The organism is Streptomyces sp. NBC_00727 (genome assembly GCF_045161745.1).
Lineage (GTDB): Bacteria > Actinomycetota > Actinomycetes > Streptomycetales > Streptomycetaceae > Streptomyces.
Genome location: NZ_CP108981.1, coordinates 1,021,572 through 1,038,604, shown reverse-complemented (window position 1 = coordinate 1,038,604; position 17,033 = coordinate 1,021,572). Strand labels below are relative to the sequence as shown.

The following is a 17,033-nucleotide window of genomic DNA, read 5'->3' as shown; positions in this document are numbered from 1 at the left end:
AATGACCTGCCGCGGCGGCGAACGACCGCGAGAATGCAGGATGTCCGCGACCGATTCGTGCCGCGCGGCGCGCCCGCTCGTCCCACTGGACGAGCACCGCGTGCCGTGTCCGGGCGTCCCGGGCGCAGGGCCGAAGGAGCACTGACGATGGGCGAGGGGAACGCATGAGTGACACCGGCCGGATCCCGGGCGAGGGACTGCCGGAGAACGCGGGCACGGTGGAGCAGTCGGGCGTCCCCGCGCCGGACTCCTACACCTACCTCGAACCCTCCGCGCAGACCACCGAGGACGACGACCTCCTGCTGATGCCCCGCGCCCAGGGCGCCTGGGGCGAACCCCAGCCGGCGGACCGGGCCACGGGCCACTACGCGGACGCCGCGCAGGGCGCCTACCAGCCGCAGTTCCACCCCCAGCCGGCCGACCCGGCGCACGCCCAGGGCCCCGTCCAGCTCCAGGAGCAGGTCCCGGCGTACGCGATGCACCAGGCCGCCGCCGAGCCGCCGCCCGAGACCGGCCCCGGCGCGCACGAGTCCGGAGGCCGCGACTCCGGCTCCGTCGACCTCGGCACCGTCCGCATCCCCTCCCCGGCCCCGCAGCCCCAGCCCGCCCCCGTCCGCCGCCCGCTGCACCGCGGACCGGCCTCGCCCGAGCCGTCCTACGGCGGTACGTCGGGGGCCGGCGTGGTCCGCTCCCTGGCCGACCGCGGCCCGGCCGGAGCGCAGCCCCAGGCCGCCGCCGCCCGCCACGCGGGCCCGGCGACCGCCGAACCCGAGTACTTCGACCCGCAGCCCGTGCAGCAGCCCCTCCCTGGCCCGCAGCTCGGCGAGATCCCGCCGCAGAACGCGTGGTCGGCGCAGGCGCCGACGGCGGCAGCAGAAACGGTCGCTCCGGAAGCGGTGGCGGCCGAGGCCGCCGGGGTGGAGCCCGCGCCGGTGGAGCCGGTGGCCGAGGCGCCCGCGCAGGCCGGGCCCGTGCCCGTGCAGCCGGTGGCCGAGGAACCGGCGGTGGTGACCGAGGCGCCGGAGGCGGAGCCGGACGCGGCGGAGGCGGCACCTGCCGAGACCGTCGTCGTTCCGGAGGCCGCGCCCGAGGCCGTGCCGGCCCCGGAGGCCGTGGCCGCTCCGGAGGCCGCGCCCGAGGCTGTGCCGGCCCCCGAGGCCCACGTTGCCGACGCAACGGCACCCGAGGCCGCACCGGCCGCCGAGGCGCAGGTCGCCGACGCCCCGGCACCGGCGAACGAGACCGCCGCAGCGGTCACCGAGCCGGCCACCGAACCGATCGCCGAGCCGGTCGCGCACCCTGCGCCCGAGCCCGTCCAGGTCGCTGAGCCGGCCCCGGTCGCGGAGCCCGAGCCCGCCCCGGCCGCCGAGGCGGAGGCCGCTGTCGTGGCGCAGCCCGAGCCGGCGACCGTGCCCGAGACCGCACCGGCTGCCGACCCCGAACCCGTCACCGTCACCGTGGCCGAGCCGACGCCCGCCGTCGTCGCGGAGCCCACGGAGCCCGAGCCCGTCGCCGTGGCGGTACCCGCACCGGCCCCGGAGCCCGAGCCCGCCCCCGTAACCACGCAGGAAGCCGCCCCCCTGCCGGAGGCGGACGCCCCGGCCGTCGTCACGCCCCCGGCGTCCGAGCAGCCGATACAGCCCGAGGCGTCCGCCCCGGAGCCGGAGTCGGGCCCCGAGGTCATCGAGACCCCGGACCTGAGCGACGAGGCGGAGCCCGTACAGCCCGAGGCGTCCGAAGAGGCGCCCATCGCGCCGCCCGCTCCCGGTTACGACGACGCCGAGCGGGAGGCGGTCCTGCGGGTCATGCGGGAACGCCGTGACATCCGCAACGGCTTCCGCAGCGACCCCGTCCCGCACGAGGTGCTGCTGCGCGTCCTGGAGGCCGCGCACACGGCGCCCAGCGTCGGGCACTCGCAGCCGTGGGACTTCGTGGTCATCCGGTCCGCCGAGACGCGCCGCTCGATGCACGAGCTGGCGCAGCAGCAGCGGGAGGCGTACGCGCAGTCGCTGCCGAAGGCCCGGGCGAAGCAGTTCAAGGAACTGAAGATCGAGGCGATCCTCGACACCCCGGTCAACATCGTCGTCACCGCCGACCCGACGCGGGGCGGCCGCCACACGCTCGGCCGGCACACCCAGCCGCAGATGGCCCCGTACTCCTCCGCGCTCGCCGTGGAGAACCTCTGGCTGGCGGCACGGGCCGAGGGCCTGGGCGTGGGCTGGGTCAGCTTCTTCGACGAGCGCGAGATGGTGCGTGCGCTGGGGCTGCCCGAACACCTGGAGATCGTGGCGTACCTCTGTGTCGGGTACGTGGACGAGTTCCCCGAGGACCCGGAGCTGATGCAGGCGGGCTGGTCCAAGCGGCGCCCGCTGTCCTGGGTCGTCCACGAGGAGACGTACGGCCGCCGCGCCCTGCCCGGCGAGGCACCGCACGACCTGCTCCAGGAGACGATCTCCAACATCCGCCCGCTGGACGCCAAGGCGCTCGGCGAGGCGTGGGAGCGCCAGAAGCGGATGACGAAGCCGGCCGGTGCGCTCGGCATGCTGGAGATCATCTCGGCGCAGCTGTCCGGGCTGTCCCGGATGTGCCCGCCGCCGATCCCCGAGCCCGCGGCGGTCGCGGTCTTCGCGGGCGACCACGGGGTGCACGCCCAGGGCGTCACGGCGTGGCCCCAGGAGGTCACCGGCCAGATGATCGCCAACATGCTCGGCGGCGGCGCGGTCTGCAACGCGTTCGCCTCGCAGGTCGGCGCCGAGGTGTGCGTGGTCGACGTGGGCGCGGTCGCGGAACTGCCCCCGATGCCGGGCCTGCTGCCCCGGAAGGTGCGCGCGGGCACGGCGGACTTCACGACCGGCCCGGCGCTCACCCGCGAGGAGGTCCACGCGGCGATCGAGGTCGGCGTCGAGACCGCCCGCGATCTGGTCGCGGCGGGCAACAAGGGCCTGCTGACGGGCGAGATGGGCATCGCCAACACGACGGCGTCGGCCGCGCTGATCTGCGTGTACACGGGGATGGACCCGGCCGAGGTGACCGGCCGCGGCACCGGCATCAACGACGAGATGCACGCCCGCAAGATCGACGTGGTCCGGCGCGCCCTCGAGCTCCACCAGCCGGACCCGGCCGACCCGATCGGCGTCCTCGCGGCCGTCGGCGGCCTGGAGCACGCGGCGATGGCCGGCTTCCTGCTGGGCGGCGCGTCGCTGCGTACGCCGGTGATCCTGGACGGCGTGAGCGCGGGCGCGGCGGCGCTGGTGGCCCGGGCGATCGCTCCGGAGGCGCTGGCCGCCTGCATCGCGGGGCACCGCAGCGCGGAGCCGGGCCATGTCGCGGCCCTCAACAAGCTGGGCCTGCGCCCGCTCGTCGACCTCGACCTCCGCCTCGGAGAGGGCACGGGGGCGCTGCTCGCGCTCCCGATCGTGCAGAGTGCCGCGCGTGCGATGCACGAGGTGGCGACGTTCGACTCGGCGGGCGTGACGGAGAAGTAGCGCGGCTCGTTGCGGGGGCGCTGCCCCCGTACCCCCGCTCCTCAAACGCCGGAGGGGCTTGATTGTGGCGCGGCCACTTTCAGCCTCGCCGGCGTTTGAGGCGCGGGGTCCGGGGCGGCGCCCCGGTTTCGGGAAGGGGCGGGGAGGGGGCAAGGCCCGCCGCAGCCGCCCCGCCCACCCCGTATCGTGATCCCCACCCACCACATTCACGCCGCTCCACCGCCGCAGCGGCCCGCGCTTCCGCACCGCCCCGAGGAGCCCGCACCACCATGGCCACGCACGCCGATCGCCCCGCCTACCCCGTCGGACTGCGCCTCAGCGGGCGCCGCGTAGTCGTCGTCGGCGGCGGCCAGGTGGCCCAGCGCCGCCTCCCCGCCCTCATCGCGGCCGGCGCCGACATCGTCCTCGTGTCCCCGTCCGCCACCCCGTCCGTCGAGGCGATGGCGGACGCCGGCGAGATCCGCTGGGAGCGCCGCCGGTACGCCGACGGCGACCTCACCGACACCTGGTACGCGCTCATCGCCACGGACGACGACGCGGCCAACGAGGCCGCCTCCGCCGAGGCGGAACGCACCCGCACCTGGTGTGTCCGCAGCGACGACGCGGACGCGGCCACCGCCTGGACCCCGGCCACCGGCCGCAGCGAGGGAGTGACCGTCGCCGTGCTCACCGCCGGCGCCCACGGCCGCGACCCGCGCCACTCGGCGGCCGTCCGCGACGCGATCGTCGAGGGCCTGCGCGACGGCAGCATCGCCGCCCCGCACCACCGCACCCGGACCACCGGCGTCGCCCTGGTCGGCGGCGGCCCCGGCGACCCGGACCTGATCACCGTCCGCGGCCGCCGCCTCCTCGCCGAGGCGGACGTCGTCATCGCCGACCGGCTCGGCCCGCGCGACCTGCTCGACGAACTCCCGCCGCACGTCGAGGTCATCGACGCCGCGAAGATCCCGTACGGCCGCTACATGGCCCAGGAGGCCATCAACAACGCGCTGATCGAGCATGCCAAGGCGGGCAAGGCGGTCGTCCGGCTCAAGGGCGGCGACCCGTTCGTCTTCGGCCGGGGCATGGAGGAGGCCCAGGCGCTCGCCGCCGAGGGCATCCCGTGCACCGTCGTCCCCGGCATCTCCAGCTCGATCTCGGTCCCCGGCGCGGCCGGCATCCCCGTCACCCACCGCGGCGTCGCCCATGAGTTCACCGTGGTCAGCGGGCACGTCGCCCCCGACGACGAGCGCTCCCTGGTCGACTGGGAGGCCCTCGCCCGGCTGCGCGGCACCCTGGTCCTCCTGATGGCCGTCGACAAGATCGGCGCCATCGCCCGCGCGCTCGTCCAGCACGGCAGGTCGCCCGAGACCCCGGTCGCCCTCGTCCAGGAGGGCACGACGGCCGCCCAGCGCCGCGTCGACGCGACCCTCGCGACGGTGGCCGAGCGCGTGGTCGCCGAGGAGATCCGTCCGCCCGCAGTCATCGTCATCGGCGACGTCGTCGAGGTCGGCACGGCCACCGCGCCGAGCGGCAAGTAACCAGTGCCGACGGTCCCACGGGACCATCGGCACCCCACACCGGACAAGGCAGCAGCAGAACCGTGGCTGAACTCATCACCGTCGACGACCCCGACGACCCGCGCCTGAGCGACTACATCAACCTCACCGACGTCGAACTCAGGCGCAGGAAGGAGCCCGCAGAGGGCCTCTTCATCGCCGAGGGGGAGAAGGTGATCCGGCGCGCCCTGCAGGCCGGCTACGAGATGCGCTCCATGCTGCTCTCGGCGAAGTGGATCGACCTGATGCGCGACGTCATCGACGAGGTCCCGGCCCCGGTGTACGCGGTCGCCCCGGACCTCGCCGAACGCGTCACCGGCTACCACGTCCACCGCGGCGCCCTCGCCTCCATGCAGCGCAAGCCCCTCCCGGCCGCCGGGGAACTCCTGCGCACGGCCCGTCGCGTGGCCGTCATGGAGGCCGTCAACGACCACACGAACATCGGCGCGATCTTCCGCAGCGCCGCCGCCCTGGGCATGGACGCGGTCCTCCTCTCCCCGGACTGCGCCGACCCGCTCTACCGGCGGTCCGTCAAGGTCTCGATGGGCGCCGTCTTCTCCGTCCCGTACGCCCGTCTCGACACCTGGCCGGTAGGCCTGGAGGCCGTACGCGAGGCCGGCTTCAGGCTCCTGGCGCTGACGCCCGCCGAGAAGGCCGTCAGCATCGACGAGGCGGCGCCGCACCGGATGGACAGGGCCGCCCTGATGCTCGGCGCCGAGGGGGACGGCCTCTCCGCCCGCGCCCTCGCCGCCGCCGACCAGTGGGTGCGCATCCCGATGGCACACGGCGTGGACTCGCTGAACGTCGGCGCAGCGGCGGCGGTCGCCTTCTACGCGGTGGCCACGGGCCGCCCGGAGAACTAGTTACCGCCGGCCCTGGCTCTGGCCGGGGCTGTGGCCCAGGTCCACGCCCAGCCCCCGGGCCGGGCCCTGGCAGCCCTGTGCCGCCGCGATCCCCAACGCCACCAGCAGCGTCACCACCACGAAGACCACGAGCCGCTGCCGCAGCAGCTTCGGGTTGGCCGGGCGCCGGCCCGTCGAGGTCGTCCGGGTCCCGGGCCGGGTGCCCGGCCTGCCGTTCGTCGCGTTGGTGCCCTGCGGCCGCCGGCCCGGCCGGGTCCCCCCGCGCGGCTGCTGCTGCGCCGGGCGGCCGCCACCGGTGCGGGCCGGGGCGGGACGCGCCGCCGACGGCCGGTTCTGCGGACGCGACCCCGGCGCCGGACCGGCGGCCCGGCGGGTCTGCTGCTCCGTGTACGGGCCCTCCAGGCGGCCGGTCGGCCGGTCCGCCTCCTGGGCCGAACGCTGGACGGGCGGCCGGCTCTCGTGCAGCCCCTGGGCCTCCCGCGCCGCGATCTCCTTGAGCCGCATCGACAGCTGGAGCGTGCTCGGGCGCTCCTCCGGGTCCTTCGCCAGACAGGCGCTCACCAGCGGTGCCAGCGCGTCGTGCACATCGAACAGCTGGGGCTCCTCGTGCACCACCCGGTACAGCATGACCTCGGAACTTCCGTGTCCGAATGGTGAGTCGGCCATCGCCGCGTACGCAAGCGTGGCCCCGAGCGAGAACACGTCCGTCGCCGGGGTCACCGCCGCGCCCCGCACCTGCTCGGGCGCCAGGAAACCGGGCGAGCCCACCGCCGTACCGACGTGCGTCAGCGTGGACGCGCCCGTCGACCAGGCGATCCCGAAGTCGATGATCCGGGGGCCCTTGGGGGAGAGGAGGATGTTCGACGGCTTCAGGTCCCGGTGGACCACCCCGGCCTCGTGCACCGCCACCAGGCCCTCGGAGAGCGCCGCCCCGATCGAGGCCACCTCCGCGGCCGACAGGGGGCCCTCCTCGGCCACCTTGTCGTGCAGCGACGGGCCCGGCACGTACTGCGTGGCGAACCAGGGGCGGTCCGCCTCCAGGTCGGCGGCGACCAGCCGGGCCGTACAGCCGCCGCGGATCCGCCGGGCGGCGGACACCTCGCGCGCGAACCGCGACCGGAACTCCTGATCCTCCGCCAGGTCGGGGCGGATCACCTTCAGCGCCACCCGCTGGCCGCGCCGGTCCGAACCCAGGTAGACGACACCCATGCCACCGGCCCCGAGCCGCCGGTGCAGCCTGAACGAGCCGACGACACGCGGGTCCTCGCGCCGGAGCCGCATCATCGCCATGTCTGCCCATCCCCGCTGCCTGGTACGCCTGACGAGGCACAGCTTACGTACCCGCCGCCCGGGGCGCTCAGAGGCCGCGCCCTCACGGGAGATTCGATTGTCAGTGCCGGGTGGGAGACTTGAGGAGTGGTCAGGGAGCCGCGGATCCAGGCGCCCCGGCCCGTGCGAGATCTCAAAGGTCCGTCGCAGAAGGGGGATTGGATCAATGAAGGGCGATCGAGTCGAGATAGTCGTGGACGCCGGGGACAGCACCCGGACCTACGAGGTGGTGGCCTCCCGGGCCGGCCGCAGGGTGGAGACCGCGGTCCGCAGAGGGGTGGTCGAAGTGAGTGAAGTCACCAGGAACGGGTCCGTGGTGCGCACGGCCCGCTTCATGGCGACCAGGGTGCTCGCCCTGGTCGAACAGCCGGTCCCCAGGGAGGACAGCTCCGAGCGTCCCCTCAGGGAAGACCCCGGTCCCGCGTAGCCCGGTCTCCACCCAGGGGAGTACGCCGAGCGCGGACGGCTCATCCTCCGGGAGGCCCGGGATTCGGTACGCGGGCATGACGCCGCCCGCCGGCCGGATCCCTAATGTTGAAGTCAAGCGGCGGGCGTCACACTCGTCCCCCGAGGTCAAACGCCCGCCGCCCCACATCAGGTCAGGAGAGGAACCATGGCTGACACGGCAGCACGGACGGTGGTCCGCACGCGGACACGCAGCTCGTACGCCACGTCCGGCCGTCGCCACCCGCTGGTGGCGACCGCGATGGTCCTTCCCCTGGCGGCCCTGCTCGTCGTCGTCTTCGGCGGCTGGGAAGCAGTGGTCACACAGGCGTCGTCCGTGGGCGTGATGCTGGGGCGCTGAGCGGCGCCCCGGGTCCGGAAGAGCGGTCCGGACCGGGACATCCGGCCAACAACCCCGTGGGGACGGGGGTGCGGCGGACGGCAGCGTTTGTCCGGTCAGCTGGGGAGCTGACCGGACATCGCGCTGTCCGGGGCCGGACGCGCCGGGCCGCCGTCGCCCTTCCGCGTACGCTCTGCCCGGGCCGTGTCCGTCGGCCCGTCCGTACCACCGGGGGAGACCGTGACCGCCCTACTCGTTCGTGCCTTGGGGGACCTTGCCCATCGGGCGGCCCACGCTCCCGGTGACTGTTCCTGCCCGCCGCCGGTCGTGCTCGCCGACCGGGACGACGGGACCGTCGTCCGCAGCGGCCCCGTCGTCGCCAAGGCACATGCTCCCGGTACGGACCCCGTTGACCTGGGCGTACGGCTGCGCCTGGCAGCCGCCCCGTGGCTGGCGGACACCCTCCTCGCGCCCCGGCCCGGCGCGCACCTCGCCGAGCTGCACGGCCGCCCCGTCACCCTGTGGCCCCACGGCGAGCCCGTCGACCCCGGTGATCCGGACGCCGCCCCATGGGAGGAGGCCGGGGCGCTGCTCGCGCGGCTGCACCGGACCGAGATCCGGGGGCCGTTCCCCGCCATGCGCGGACCCGTGAAGGCCGCGTTCGCCGTGGCCCGGATGCGCACCGCCCGCCCCGGCGACCCGGCCGTCGCCCCCGTGCTCACCGCCTGGCGCGGGCTGCCGGGCTGGGCACGGGGCGAGGCACCGCCCCCGGCCGGCCGGGGGACGTACCTCTGCCACGGCGACCTGCACCTGGGCCAGCTCGTACGCCACCCCGCCCCGCACGGCCCCTGGCTGCTCATCGACGTCGACGACGCCGGTCACGGCGACCCCGCCTGGGACCTCGCGCGCCCCGCCGCCTGGTACGCGGCCGGGCTGCTGCCCCCGGAGGTCTGGCTCCGTTTCCTGGACGCCTACCGGGCCGGCGGTGGCCCCGCCGTACCCGGCGACGGCGACCCCTGGCCCGCCCTGGACGTGCCGGCCCGCGCGCTGACCGTGCAGACCGCCGCGCTGGCGTGGGCGAAGTCCGCGGCGGAGGACCGGGCTCCGGATGAGGTGGAACAGGTCATGATCGACGCCTGTGCCCGAATCGCCTCGCTCCCGCCCGAGTTGGCGGCCGAACGCACGTCGTAGGGTGAACCGACCGTCGGCGGGCATGCATTCCGGCGACGGCGAACCGACGGCGAGGAGTGAGCCCGAACATGCAGTGCCCCAAGTGCCACGCACAGATGCACACGTACAACCGCAACGGCATCCAGATCGAGCAGTGCAGCGGCTGCCGGGGGATATTCCTGGACTACGGCGAGCTGGAGACGCTGACCCGCATCGAGTCCCAGTGGGCGCAGCAGGCCCCGCCGCCGGCCGCCCCGCCGCAGGCGTACCCCTCCGCCCCCGCGCCCGCCTGGGGTGCCCCGCAGCACGGCGGCCACCACGGTCACTACCGGCAGAAGAGCTTCGGCCGCATGCTCTTCTCCTCCTGACCGCGCCCGGTGGGCCCCGGCACCCGTGCCGGCGGCCCGCCCGCTCGCGCGCGAGCACGACGAAGCCCCGGTCGCCGAGACGACCGGGGCTTCGTGAAAGTGCGCGATACTGGGATTGAACCAGTGACCTCTTCCGTGTCAGGGAAGCGCTCTCCCGCTGAGCTAATCGCGCAGGCGAACCTGCGTGTACTGCGTGCGCGATACTGGGATTGAACCAGTGACCTCTTCCGTGTCAGGGAAGCGCTCTCCCGCTGAGCTAATCGCGCGGGTGATCCTTGCGGACCGACGATCCTTGCGGATCAGTGGACGATACTGGGATTGAACCAGTGACCTCTTCCGTGTCAGGGAAGCGCTCTCCCGCTGAGCTAATCGTCCTTGGAGGTGGAGACGGGATTTGAACCCGTGTAGACGGCTTTGCAGGCCGTTGCCTCGCCTCTCGGCCACTCCACCAGGGGCGGGAGACCGGGAAGGTCCCCACCTTCTGCGAGCGGACGACCAGGTTCGAACTGGCGACCTCAACCTTGGCAAGGTTGCGCTCTACCAACTGAGCTACGTCCGCTTGTCATTCCCGGCCCGCTTGCGCGTCCCGGCGACGTGTTGAACTCTAGCGGATTCCGGGGCCAGTACAAAAACGCGTTTGTGCAGCGTGCTGAGGTGCGCTTGCCCCGGCGCAGCTCACCGCGGGCCGCCCTACACTCACGAACGTGCACGACCTCGCTCCCATGGCCCGCTTCGGCGGCCTCGTCGCCTCCGGTCTGCGGGACGTGACCAGTGATCCCGCGGCCCTCGACTCGTCCGGATTCTGGGCGGTGTGCGCCGGTTTCGAGGGCTCGCTGCTCTGTGCCCGCTTCGACACCGTGCGCCCCGACCCCGTGCCCGCCCCGGCCCCCGGCGCCTGGCGCGGCCCGGCGGCCGGCGACTGGACCTCCTCGCTCGACCGCGAGGCGTACACCGAAGGCGTCCGGCGCATCCGCGCGTACATCGCGGCGGGCGAGGTCTACCAGGCCAACCTCTGCCGCGTCCTGAGCGCACCGCTGCCCGACGGGGACGCGGCGGACGTGGACGCCCTCACCGCGCTGCTGGCACGCGGCAACCCCGCCCCGTACGCAGGAACGATTCGGCTCCCCGCGCACGGCGTCGAGATCGCCACCGCGTCCCCCGAGCTCTTCCTGCGCAGGGACGGTCGCACGATCGAGTCCGGGCCCATCAAGGGCACCGGCCGCACCGAGGCGGACCTGCTGGAGAAGGACCACGCCGAGAACGTGATGATCGTCGACCTGGTCCGCAACGACCTGGGCCGGGTCTGCGCCACCGGATCGGTCACCGTCCCCGACCTGTGCGCCGTCGAGAAGCACCCCGGCCTCGTCCACCTCGTCTCCACCGTGCGCGGCCGCCTCGCCGACGGCGCCGGCTGGCCGGAGATCCTCACCGCCGCCTTCCCGCCCGGTTCGGTCACCGGCGCGCCCAAGTCCAGCGCGCTGCGGATCATCCGCGAACTGGAGACCGCCCCACGCGGCCCGTACTGCGGCGGCATCGGCTGGGTCGACGCAGACCGGGCCACCGCCTCGCTCGCCGTCGGCATCAGGACCTTCTGGACCGACCGCGCCGGACCCGCCCCCCTCCTGCGCTTCGGCACCGGCGCCGGCATCACCTGGGGCTCCGATCCGGAACGCGAATGGGACGAGACCGAACTGAAGGCGTCCAGGCTGCTCGCTGTAGCGTCGGGCGCATACGAAGCAACCGGAAGGACCGCGCCATGAGGATCTGGGTCAACGGCGAGCTGCGCCCCGCCGACGACGCCCGGGTGTCCGTACTCGACCACGGGCTCACCGTCGGCGACGGCGTCTTCGAGACGCTCCGGGTCTCCCAGGGCCGCCCCTTCGCCCTCACCCGCCACCTCGACCGCCTGACCCGCTCCGCACAGGGACTCGGCCTGCCCGCCCCCGACCTCGACGAGGTGCGCCGAGCCTGTGCCACCGTCGTCGACGCCAACCCGGTGGAGCTCGGCCGACTGCGGATCACGTACACCGGCGGCATCTCGCCCCTCGGCTCCGACCGGGGCGACGCGGGCCCCGGCCTGGTCGTCGCGCTCGGCGAGGTGAGCCGCCGCCCCGACACCACGGCCGTCGTCACCGTGCCCTGGACCCGCAACGAACGCTCCGCGCTCACCGGCCTCAAGACCACGTCGTACGCGGAGAACGTCGTCGCCCTCGCCCGCGCCCACGAGCAGGGCGCGTCCGAGGCGCTGTTCGCCAACACCGCGGACCGGCTCTGCGAGGGCACCGGCTCCAACGTCTTCGTCGTCCTGGACGGGCAGCTCCACACCCCGCCGGTCGCCTCGGGCTGCCTGGCCGGCATCACCCGGGCGCTCGCGGTGGAGTGGACCGGGGCGCAGGAGACAGACCTGCCGTTCGACGTCCTGGACCGGGCCGAGGAGATCTTCCTGACCTCCACCCTGCGTGACGTCCAGGCCGTGCACCGGGTCGACGGCCGGGAGCTGACGGGCGTGCCCGGGCCGGTGACCGCGAAGGCGATGCGCGTGTTCGACGAGCGGGCCGCGGACGACGTCGACCCGTGATCGCCGCGCCCGCCGCCCGGCCCGTCTCCGTAAAAACGGGTGACGGGCCCGCGAGCAGGGGATAGAACCCCTCTGATGACGACGACACTGCGGCCGTCCGGGCCGTTCCAGCCAGGCGCCGACGGCGCACAGCGACGCGCGTACGACGTGTGCGACAACGGGCGCCCCGTCGGCTCCGTGGAGCTCGCCCTCGAACCGGGGGCGGGCGGGGCCACGGGGGTGGTCAAGGAGCTCTGGATCGACGAGGCCGTCCGCCGCCGCGGCAGGGGCACCATCGCCGCGCTGGCCGCGGAGGAGGTCCTGCGCGGGTGGGGCTGCACCCAGGCGTTCACCGAGGTGGCCGCCGGTGACACCGCCGGGCAGCGGATGGCCGACGCCCTCGGCTACACCGAGCGCAGCCGGCACATGCTCAAGCCCCTGCCCGAGCAGCCGCCGGCCCTGCCCGCCGGTCTCACCGCGCGCCCGATGACGCCGGAGGAGTTCGCGGTCTGGGAGGGCAAGGCGGTCGCCGGGTACGCGGAGAGCCTGGTGAGCCGGGGCTTCCCGCAGGAGCGGGCGCTCGAGATGTCCCGCGCCTCCCACGCCCGCTACCTGCCGGACGGCCTCGCCACCGAGGGGGCGCGGCTGGACCACCTGATCCACGAGGGCGAGACGGTGGGCAACGTCTGGGTGTCGCCGTTCGAGATGCACCCCGGTCTGCGGGTCGCCTACGTCTTCGACGTGGAGGTGCGGGAGGCCTTCCGGGGGCGGGGCCACGGGCGGGCGCTGATGCTCCAGGCCGAGCGGATATCCCTGGCGGCGGGCGAGACGCGGATCGGCCTGCACGTCGTCACGGCCAACACGCCGGCGCTGCGGCTGTACGAGTCGCTGGGCTACGTACTGACCAAGTCCTACCTGGCCAAACCGCTGTAGGCGCCCGCACGTCCCGGACCTCAGACCTCCCCGGCGAGCAGCCGGTCGGCGATCTCCTCGATCCGCTCGCGGAGCCCCTCCTGACTCTTGCCGCCGTCCAGCCGCTCCCCGCCGATGACGTACGTCGGCGTGCCGGTCACCCCGATCGCCTTGCCCTCGGCCTGGTCCGCGTCGACGATCAGCATGTGCCGGCCGTCGATCAGCGCGGTGTCGAACTCCTCGGCGTCGAGACCCAGCTCGCCGGCCACCTCGACCAGCAGCTTCTCGCCCCGCGCCCCGAGGTCGTCGGTGCGGGCGAGGACCGCCTCGATGTAGGGCCATCCGCTGCCCTGGGCGACGGCCTCCTCGGCGGCCTGCGCGGCGGCGTACGCGTGCTTGTGCTTCTCCAGCGGGAAGTGCCGCAGCCGGATCTCCAGCCGGTCCCCGTACCGGGCCCGCAGGGCGTGCACATCGGTGAGGGCGTGGTGGCAGTCGGGGCACTGGAGCTCGCACCAGACGTCGAGGACGACCGGTGCGGCGGGGGAGGAATCGCTCATGGGGCCAGTCTCGCAGGGCGCGCGCCCCTGCCTCCTCCCGGCACGGTCCGTACGGCACCTGGGGAGGAGCCCGGCCCCTGAGATCTCCCTGATACGGGCCCGGGGCATGGCCGCCCGACGGGTGATCGGTGCAGGATGGAAGGGACGTATCCCCCTGCGCCAGGAGGCACCGATGCTTGCCGAGACCATTTGTTCCGCGGTGTCCGCGGCGGGCCTGGGCATCGCGGCCGTCACCGCGTACCGCAAGCGGTTCCTCACCGCGACCAGGATCGCCGCCTACTCGCTGGTGCCGGTCGGCCTGGTGCTGACGGGCGTCGTGAAGTGGGTGTCGGACATCGCCTTCAAGCCGAGCGTCTGGCTGGGCTTCGGCCTGCTGGGCGTGGCCTGGCTGCTGTTCATGATCACGCGCGCGGTCGAACGCAGGGGCGGCGGCAGCCGCAAGGAGCGCAGGGCGGCCGCCCGCGCAGCCCGGGACGAGGCCGTGGCCCCGGGAGCGTCGGCCCCCTCGCTCGGCGCGGGCGCCCCGGCCGCGGGCACGCGCTCGCGGAGCAAGCCGGAGAAGAAGTCGGGCCCGTCCGGAGCCGGTGAAGACTTCAGCGACATCGAGGCCATCCTCAAGAAGCACGGCATCTGACCCCGGGGCCGCCCGGAGCCGTCGAGCCCCGCCGCACCCCGCGGCGGGGCTCACCCCGTCCCACCAGGTGAATCGTTTCGCCCGGGATTCCTTGACCCTGCCTCGCGAGGCCGCATAGCGTCCCGCTGGGCCGTGAATCCATTCGCTCCGGCCCCACGACACCGGGGGCGGGACGCGTGGCGCGTGCGGCGGACGGCCCCCTTCCGCATGCCCGAAACGGAGACGCCATGGCCCTGTTCGACCTGCCCCTGGACCAACTGCGCACCTACCGCCCCGACCCCGACGAGCCGGAGGACTTCGACGCGTTCTGGCAGCTCACCCTCGACGAGGCCGCGGCCCGTCCGCTGGATGCCGAATTCGCGCCGTACGACGCGGCGTTGCACGCGGTCGACTCGTACGACGTGTCGTTCGCCGGCTGGGGCGGGCACCGGATACGCGCCTGGCTGAACGTGCCCGCGGGCGCCGAGGGCCCGCTGCCGACCGTCGTCCACTACCTCGGCTACGGCGGCGGACGCGGGCTGCCCCTCGACCACCTGGTGTGGCCCGCCGCGGGCTGGGCGGCCCTGGTCGTGGACACCCGGGGCCAGGGCGCGGTCAACCACCACTCCGCGGGCGCCACCCCCGACCCGCACGGCGCCGCCAACCCGCAGTCGCCCGGCTTCATGACCAACGGCATCCTCGACCCGGAGACGTACTACTACCGCCGGGTCTACACCGACGCGGTGCGCGCCGTCGAGGTCGCCCGCAGCCACCCGGCCGTCGATCCCGCCCGCATCGTCGTGAACGGCGCCAGCCAGGGCGGCGGCATCACCCAGGCCGTCGCGGCCCTCAGCCCGCACGTGAAGGCGGCGTTCGTCGACGTGCCGTTCCTGACGCACTTCCGGCGCGCCGTCGAGATCACCGACGAGGACCCGTACCAGGAGATCGTCCGGTTCCTCGCCACCCGGCACGGCGCCGAGCCCCAGGTGTTCCGCACGCTGTCGTACTTCGACGGCGTCAGCTTCGCCGCGCGGGCCACCGTGCCCGCGCTCTACTCGGTCGCCCTGATGGACGCGATCTGCCCGCCCTCCACGGTCTTCGCCGCCTACAACCGCTGGGCCGGGCCGAAGGAGATCGAGATCTACCCCTGGAACGGCCACGAGGGCGGCACCGGCGTCCACCGCCAGACCCAGCTGCGGAAGCTGCGCGAACTCCGCTGAGCCGCCGGACCCGGGCAGGGGGAACGGCGGTTAGGAAATGTGTTGGGCGATCGGACGCCGGAGCGATTAACGACGCCCCCGTGACGGGTGAACTCCCGTGGTGAAGAGGCATGTTGGTAAGCAGCACCCCCCGGACTGCGTCATGATCGTCCCGAAATGGTGGACACCTCCCGGGGCGACGCCCCCGCACCCCCTGGCGAAGAGCCGCGCGGCTGCCTCTTCGCGCTTTCCCAGCCCCCTCTGATGATCTTCCTCACGGTCATCGGCACTCTGCTGCTGATGGCCGCGTTGCACGATCTCTTCATGCTGTGAGCGGTCAGCCGGCCGCTTCCCTGCGGCGCGCCCGGTACGCGGCCACGTGCAGGCGGTTACCGCAGGTGCGGCTGGAGCAGTAGCGGCGGGAGCGGTTGCGCGAGAGGTCGACGAAGGCGTGCCGGCAGTCCGGCGCCTCGCACCGCCGCAGCCGCTCCGTCTCGCCCGCCACGATGATGAAGGCGAGGGCCATGCCGCAGTCGGCCGCCAGGTGGTCGGCGATCGAGGCGTCCGGCGAGAAGTAGTGCACGTGCCAGTCGTAGCCGTCGTGGGCGGTGAGCTGCGGCGTGGTGCCGGCGGCCGCGACCAGGGCGTTCACCAGCCCGGCGGCGGTCCGCGCGTCCCCGGCCGCGAAGACCTCGGCGAACCGGGCGCGTACGTCGTGCACGGCCCGCAGGTCCTTCTCGTCGAGCGCGCCGACCCCGCTGACCCGGTGGCGTACGGCGAACGCGTGGAGCGCCGCGATGCCGGGGAGTCCGTCGGCGGGCGGCGCCCCGTCCCCTTCCGGCTCGCTCTCCGGCGCGGTGTTCACCAGATCGACCACTAGGTCGAGGGCGATCCGGGTGTCGTGGGGGATCAGCACGCTTTCGCTCCCTGGCCTCCGGCGGACGGGCGCCCGCCGATGCCGGACGACTCTACTGGCTCGGCCGCGACGCGGACCGGCGCCGGTCACCACGGTGGATCCGTGGTCACCGGCGCCGGTGTCAGCCGTATGAGGTTGTCCGCGCGACGCCGTCTCCCCGAGTCGGACGGCGTCGTGCAGCTCTCGGCCTGGCTCAGCTCTCGGCCAGGATGTGTGAGAGCTCCGTATCGAGGTCGAAGTGACGGTGTTCGGTGCCCGGAGGAACCGCGGCGTCGGTCCGCTTCAGGAACGACTCCAGGGCCCGTGCCGGGGCCTCGAGCAGTGCTTCGCCCTCTGGGGAGCTCAGCGCGATACAGACGACGCCCTGGCCGTGACTACGGGATGGCCAGACGCGGACGTCTCCGGTGCCGGTGGGCCGGTGCAGCCCCTCGGCAAGGAGGTCACGGGCGAAAACCCACTCGACCGTCTCCTCCGCTCCGGTGTGGAAGGTGGCGTGCACGGCATACGGATCGGCCGTGTCATACCGCAGGCCCGCGGGTACAGGCAGTGAGGACTCGCTCGACACAACGAGGCGCAGGTGCAGCTCGCAGCTGACCGTGGTGTTCATAAGCGCCAGGGCCTTTCGCTCAGTGTGCGCTCGGGGATTCGCACGTCGGCGAAATCGACATGCCACCTACGGTGCCGTTGTAAACCCCTCTGACTGTTTTGTGTTGCTTCGGGTAGCTCGTACAGCGGTGTGTAA

At 73.9% G+C, this 17,033-nt stretch carries 17 protein-coding genes and 5 tRNA genes; 13 read left to right on the top strand and 9 right to left on the bottom strand.

The features are described 5' to 3' along the window. Window positions 1-164 precede the first annotated feature (164 nt). The 3 genes from cobT (at window position 165) to OG242_RS04420 (ending at window position 5,886) form a co-directional block, all read left to right on the top strand. Entirely contained in the window at window positions 165-3,485 is a 3,321-nt protein-coding gene (gene cobT / locus OG242_RS04430; RefSeq protein WP_405896886.1) for a nicotinate-nucleotide--dimethylbenzimidazole phosphoribosyltransferase, read from the top strand. A 269-nt stretch (window positions 3,486-3,754) separates the two neighbouring features. Continuing rightward, the gene (gene cobA, locus OG242_RS04425; protein WP_405896885.1) at window positions 3,755-5,005 is read left to right on the top strand and encodes a uroporphyrinogen-III C-methyltransferase; all 1,251 of its coding nucleotides are present in this window, start codon (window positions 3,755-3,757) and stop codon (window positions 5,003-5,005) included. Between the two features lie 62 nt (window positions 5,006-5,067). Further along, window positions 5,068-5,886, top strand: a complete 819-nt coding sequence (locus OG242_RS04420; protein ID WP_405896884.1) for a TrmH family RNA methyltransferase — start codon at window positions 5,068-5,070, stop codon at window positions 5,884-5,886. Here OG242_RS04420 and OG242_RS04415 read toward each other — a convergent pair whose 3' ends face one another. Then, window positions 5,887-7,176, bottom strand: a complete 1,290-nt coding sequence (locus tag OG242_RS04415) for a protein kinase domain-containing protein (RefSeq protein WP_405896883.1) — start codon at window positions 7,174-7,176, stop codon at window positions 5,887-5,889. 205 nt (window positions 7,177-7,381) lie between these two features. Here OG242_RS04415 and OG242_RS04410 point away from each other — a divergent pair, with 205 nt between their 5' ends. The 4 genes from OG242_RS04410 (at window position 7,382) to OG242_RS04395 (ending at window position 9,537) form a co-directional block, all read left to right on the top strand. Further along, the gene (locus tag OG242_RS04410) at window positions 7,382-7,642 is read left to right on the top strand and encodes a hypothetical protein (RefSeq protein WP_018524180.1); all 261 of its coding nucleotides are present in this window, start codon (window positions 7,382-7,384) and stop codon (window positions 7,640-7,642) included. 186 nt (window positions 7,643-7,828) lie between these two features. Beyond that, on the top strand, window positions 7,829-8,020 hold the full coding sequence (locus OG242_RS04405; protein ID WP_405896882.1) for a hypothetical protein: 192 nt from the start codon (window positions 7,829-7,831) through the stop codon (window positions 8,018-8,020). Window positions 8,021-8,239: 219 nt separating this feature from the next. Further along, window positions 8,240-9,190 carry a phosphotransferase enzyme family protein gene (locus OG242_RS04400; RefSeq protein WP_405896881.1) on the top strand — a complete coding sequence of 317 codons (951 nt, stop codon included), beginning with the start codon at window positions 8,240-8,242 and terminating at the stop codon, window positions 9,188-9,190. 68 nt (window positions 9,191-9,258) lie between these two features. After that, window positions 9,259-9,537, top strand: a complete 279-nt coding sequence (locus OG242_RS04395) for a zf-TFIIB domain-containing protein (protein WP_405896880.1) — start codon at window positions 9,259-9,261, stop codon at window positions 9,535-9,537. A 100-nt stretch (window positions 9,538-9,637) separates the two neighbouring features. On the opposite strand, the gene OG242_RS04390 is transcribed toward OG242_RS04395, so the two are convergent. The 5 genes from OG242_RS04390 to OG242_RS04370 all read right to left on the bottom strand — a co-directional run bounded on the left by OG242_RS04390 (window position 9,638) and on the right by OG242_RS04370 (window position 10,096). Then, window positions 9,638-9,709: transfer RNA gene (locus OG242_RS04390), tRNA-Val, on the bottom strand. Window positions 9,710-9,731: 22 nt separating this feature from the next. Beyond that, window positions 9,732-9,803, bottom strand: a tRNA-Val gene (locus OG242_RS04385). A 37-nt stretch (window positions 9,804-9,840) separates the two neighbouring features. Further along, a tRNA-Val gene (locus OG242_RS04380) sits at window positions 9,841-9,912 on the bottom strand. A gap of 1 nt (window position 9,913) precedes the next feature. Next, a tRNA-Cys gene (locus tag OG242_RS04375) sits at window positions 9,914-9,987 on the bottom strand. A 36-nt stretch (window positions 9,988-10,023) separates the two neighbouring features. Beyond that, window positions 10,024-10,096 (bottom strand) — tRNA-Gly (locus OG242_RS04370). Between the two features lie 163 nt (window positions 10,097-10,259). On the opposite strand from OG242_RS04370, the gene OG242_RS04365 reads away from it, so the two are divergent. From OG242_RS04365 to OG242_RS04355, 3 genes are all read left to right on the top strand, one after another. Continuing rightward, window positions 10,260-11,297 carry a chorismate-binding protein gene (locus OG242_RS04365; RefSeq protein ID WP_405901502.1) on the top strand — a complete coding sequence of 346 codons (1,038 nt, stop codon included), beginning with the start codon at window positions 10,260-10,262 and terminating at the stop codon, window positions 11,295-11,297. Then, window positions 11,294-12,115, top strand: a complete 822-nt coding sequence (locus tag OG242_RS04360) for an aminotransferase class IV (RefSeq protein WP_405896879.1) — start codon at window positions 11,294-11,296, stop codon at window positions 12,113-12,115. Before OG242_RS04365 ends, OG242_RS04360 begins: the two co-directional genes overlap by 4 nt. Window positions 12,116-12,190: 75 nt before the next feature. Further along, entirely contained in the window at window positions 12,191-13,027 is an 837-nt protein-coding gene (locus OG242_RS04355; protein WP_405896878.1) for a GNAT family N-acetyltransferase, read from the top strand. Between the two features lie 20 nt (window positions 13,028-13,047). On the opposite strand, the gene OG242_RS04350 is transcribed toward OG242_RS04355, so the two are convergent. Further along, complete coding sequence (locus OG242_RS04350; RefSeq protein ID WP_405896877.1) at window positions 13,048-13,563, bottom strand: DsbA family protein; 516 nt, start codon at window positions 13,561-13,563, stop codon at window positions 13,048-13,050. 172 nt (window positions 13,564-13,735) lie between these two features. On the opposite strand from OG242_RS04350, the gene OG242_RS04345 reads away from it, so the two are divergent. The 3 genes from OG242_RS04345 (at window position 13,736) to OG242_RS04335 (ending at window position 15,708) form a co-directional block, all read left to right on the top strand. Next, entirely contained in the window at window positions 13,736-14,197 is a 462-nt protein-coding gene (locus OG242_RS04345; RefSeq protein ID WP_405896876.1) for a hypothetical protein, read from the top strand. 227 nt (window positions 14,198-14,424) lie between these two features. After that, on the top strand, window positions 14,425-15,396 hold the full coding sequence (locus tag OG242_RS04340; RefSeq protein WP_405896875.1) for an acetylxylan esterase: 972 nt from the start codon (window positions 14,425-14,427) through the stop codon (window positions 15,394-15,396). A 156-nt stretch (window positions 15,397-15,552) separates the two neighbouring features. Next, window positions 15,553-15,708, top strand: a complete 156-nt coding sequence (locus OG242_RS04335; protein ID WP_165946260.1) for a hypothetical protein — start codon at window positions 15,553-15,555, stop codon at window positions 15,706-15,708. 4 nt (window positions 15,709-15,712) lie between these two features. Here OG242_RS04335 and OG242_RS04330 read toward each other — a convergent pair whose 3' ends face one another. Both OG242_RS04330 and OG242_RS04325 read right to left on the bottom strand, forming a co-directional pair. After that, entirely contained in the window at window positions 15,713-16,291 is a 579-nt protein-coding gene (locus OG242_RS04330; protein ID WP_405896874.1) for a CGNR zinc finger domain-containing protein, read from the bottom strand. A gap of 193 nt (window positions 16,292-16,484) precedes the next feature. Beyond that, a complete protein-coding gene (locus OG242_RS04325; protein ID WP_003959770.1) occupies window positions 16,485-16,898 on the bottom strand; it encodes an SsgA family sporulation/cell division regulator in 414 nt (137 codons plus the stop codon). Window positions 16,899-17,033: the final 135 nt, after the last annotated feature.

What these genes read in the sequence shown, in the direction of transcription:
- cobT (WP_405896886.1), top strand. Translation starts at nt 165, where the DNA reads ATGAGTGACACCGGCCGGATCCCGGGCGAGGGACTGCCGGAGAACGCG.
- cobA (WP_405896885.1), top strand. Translation starts at nt 3,755, where the DNA reads ATGGCCACGCACGCCGATCGCCCCGCCTACCCCGTCGGACTGCGCCTC.
- OG242_RS04415 (WP_405896883.1), bottom strand. Translation starts at nt 7,176, where the DNA reads ATGGCGATGATGCGGCTCCGGCGCGAGGACCCGCGTGTCGTCGGCTCG.
- OG242_RS04410 (WP_018524180.1), top strand. Translation starts at nt 7,382, where the DNA reads ATGAAGGGCGATCGAGTCGAGATAGTCGTGGACGCCGGGGACAGCACC.
- OG242_RS04405 (WP_405896882.1), top strand. Translation starts at nt 7,829, where the DNA reads ATGGCTGACACGGCAGCACGGACGGTGGTCCGCACGCGGACACGCAGC.
- OG242_RS04395 (WP_405896880.1), top strand. Translation starts at nt 9,259, where the DNA reads ATGCAGTGCCCCAAGTGCCACGCACAGATGCACACGTACAACCGCAAC.
- OG242_RS04365 (WP_405901502.1), top strand. Translation starts at nt 10,260, where the DNA reads ATGGCCCGCTTCGGCGGCCTCGTCGCCTCCGGTCTGCGGGACGTGACC.
- OG242_RS04360 (WP_405896879.1), top strand. Translation starts at nt 11,294, where the DNA reads ATGAGGATCTGGGTCAACGGCGAGCTGCGCCCCGCCGACGACGCCCGG.
- OG242_RS04355 (WP_405896878.1), top strand. Translation starts at nt 12,191, where the DNA reads ATGACGACGACACTGCGGCCGTCCGGGCCGTTCCAGCCAGGCGCCGAC.
- OG242_RS04350 (WP_405896877.1), bottom strand. Translation starts at nt 13,563, where the DNA reads ATGAGCGATTCCTCCCCCGCCGCACCGGTCGTCCTCGACGTCTGGTGC.
- OG242_RS04345 (WP_405896876.1), top strand. Translation starts at nt 13,736, where the DNA reads ATGCTTGCCGAGACCATTTGTTCCGCGGTGTCCGCGGCGGGCCTGGGC.
- OG242_RS04340 (WP_405896875.1), top strand. Translation starts at nt 14,425, where the DNA reads ATGGCCCTGTTCGACCTGCCCCTGGACCAACTGCGCACCTACCGCCCC.
- OG242_RS04335 (WP_165946260.1), top strand. Translation starts at nt 15,553, where the DNA reads ATGGTGGACACCTCCCGGGGCGACGCCCCCGCACCCCCTGGCGAAGAG.
- OG242_RS04325 (WP_003959770.1), bottom strand. Translation starts at nt 16,898, where the DNA reads ATGAACACCACGGTCAGCTGCGAGCTGCACCTGCGCCTCGTTGTGTCG.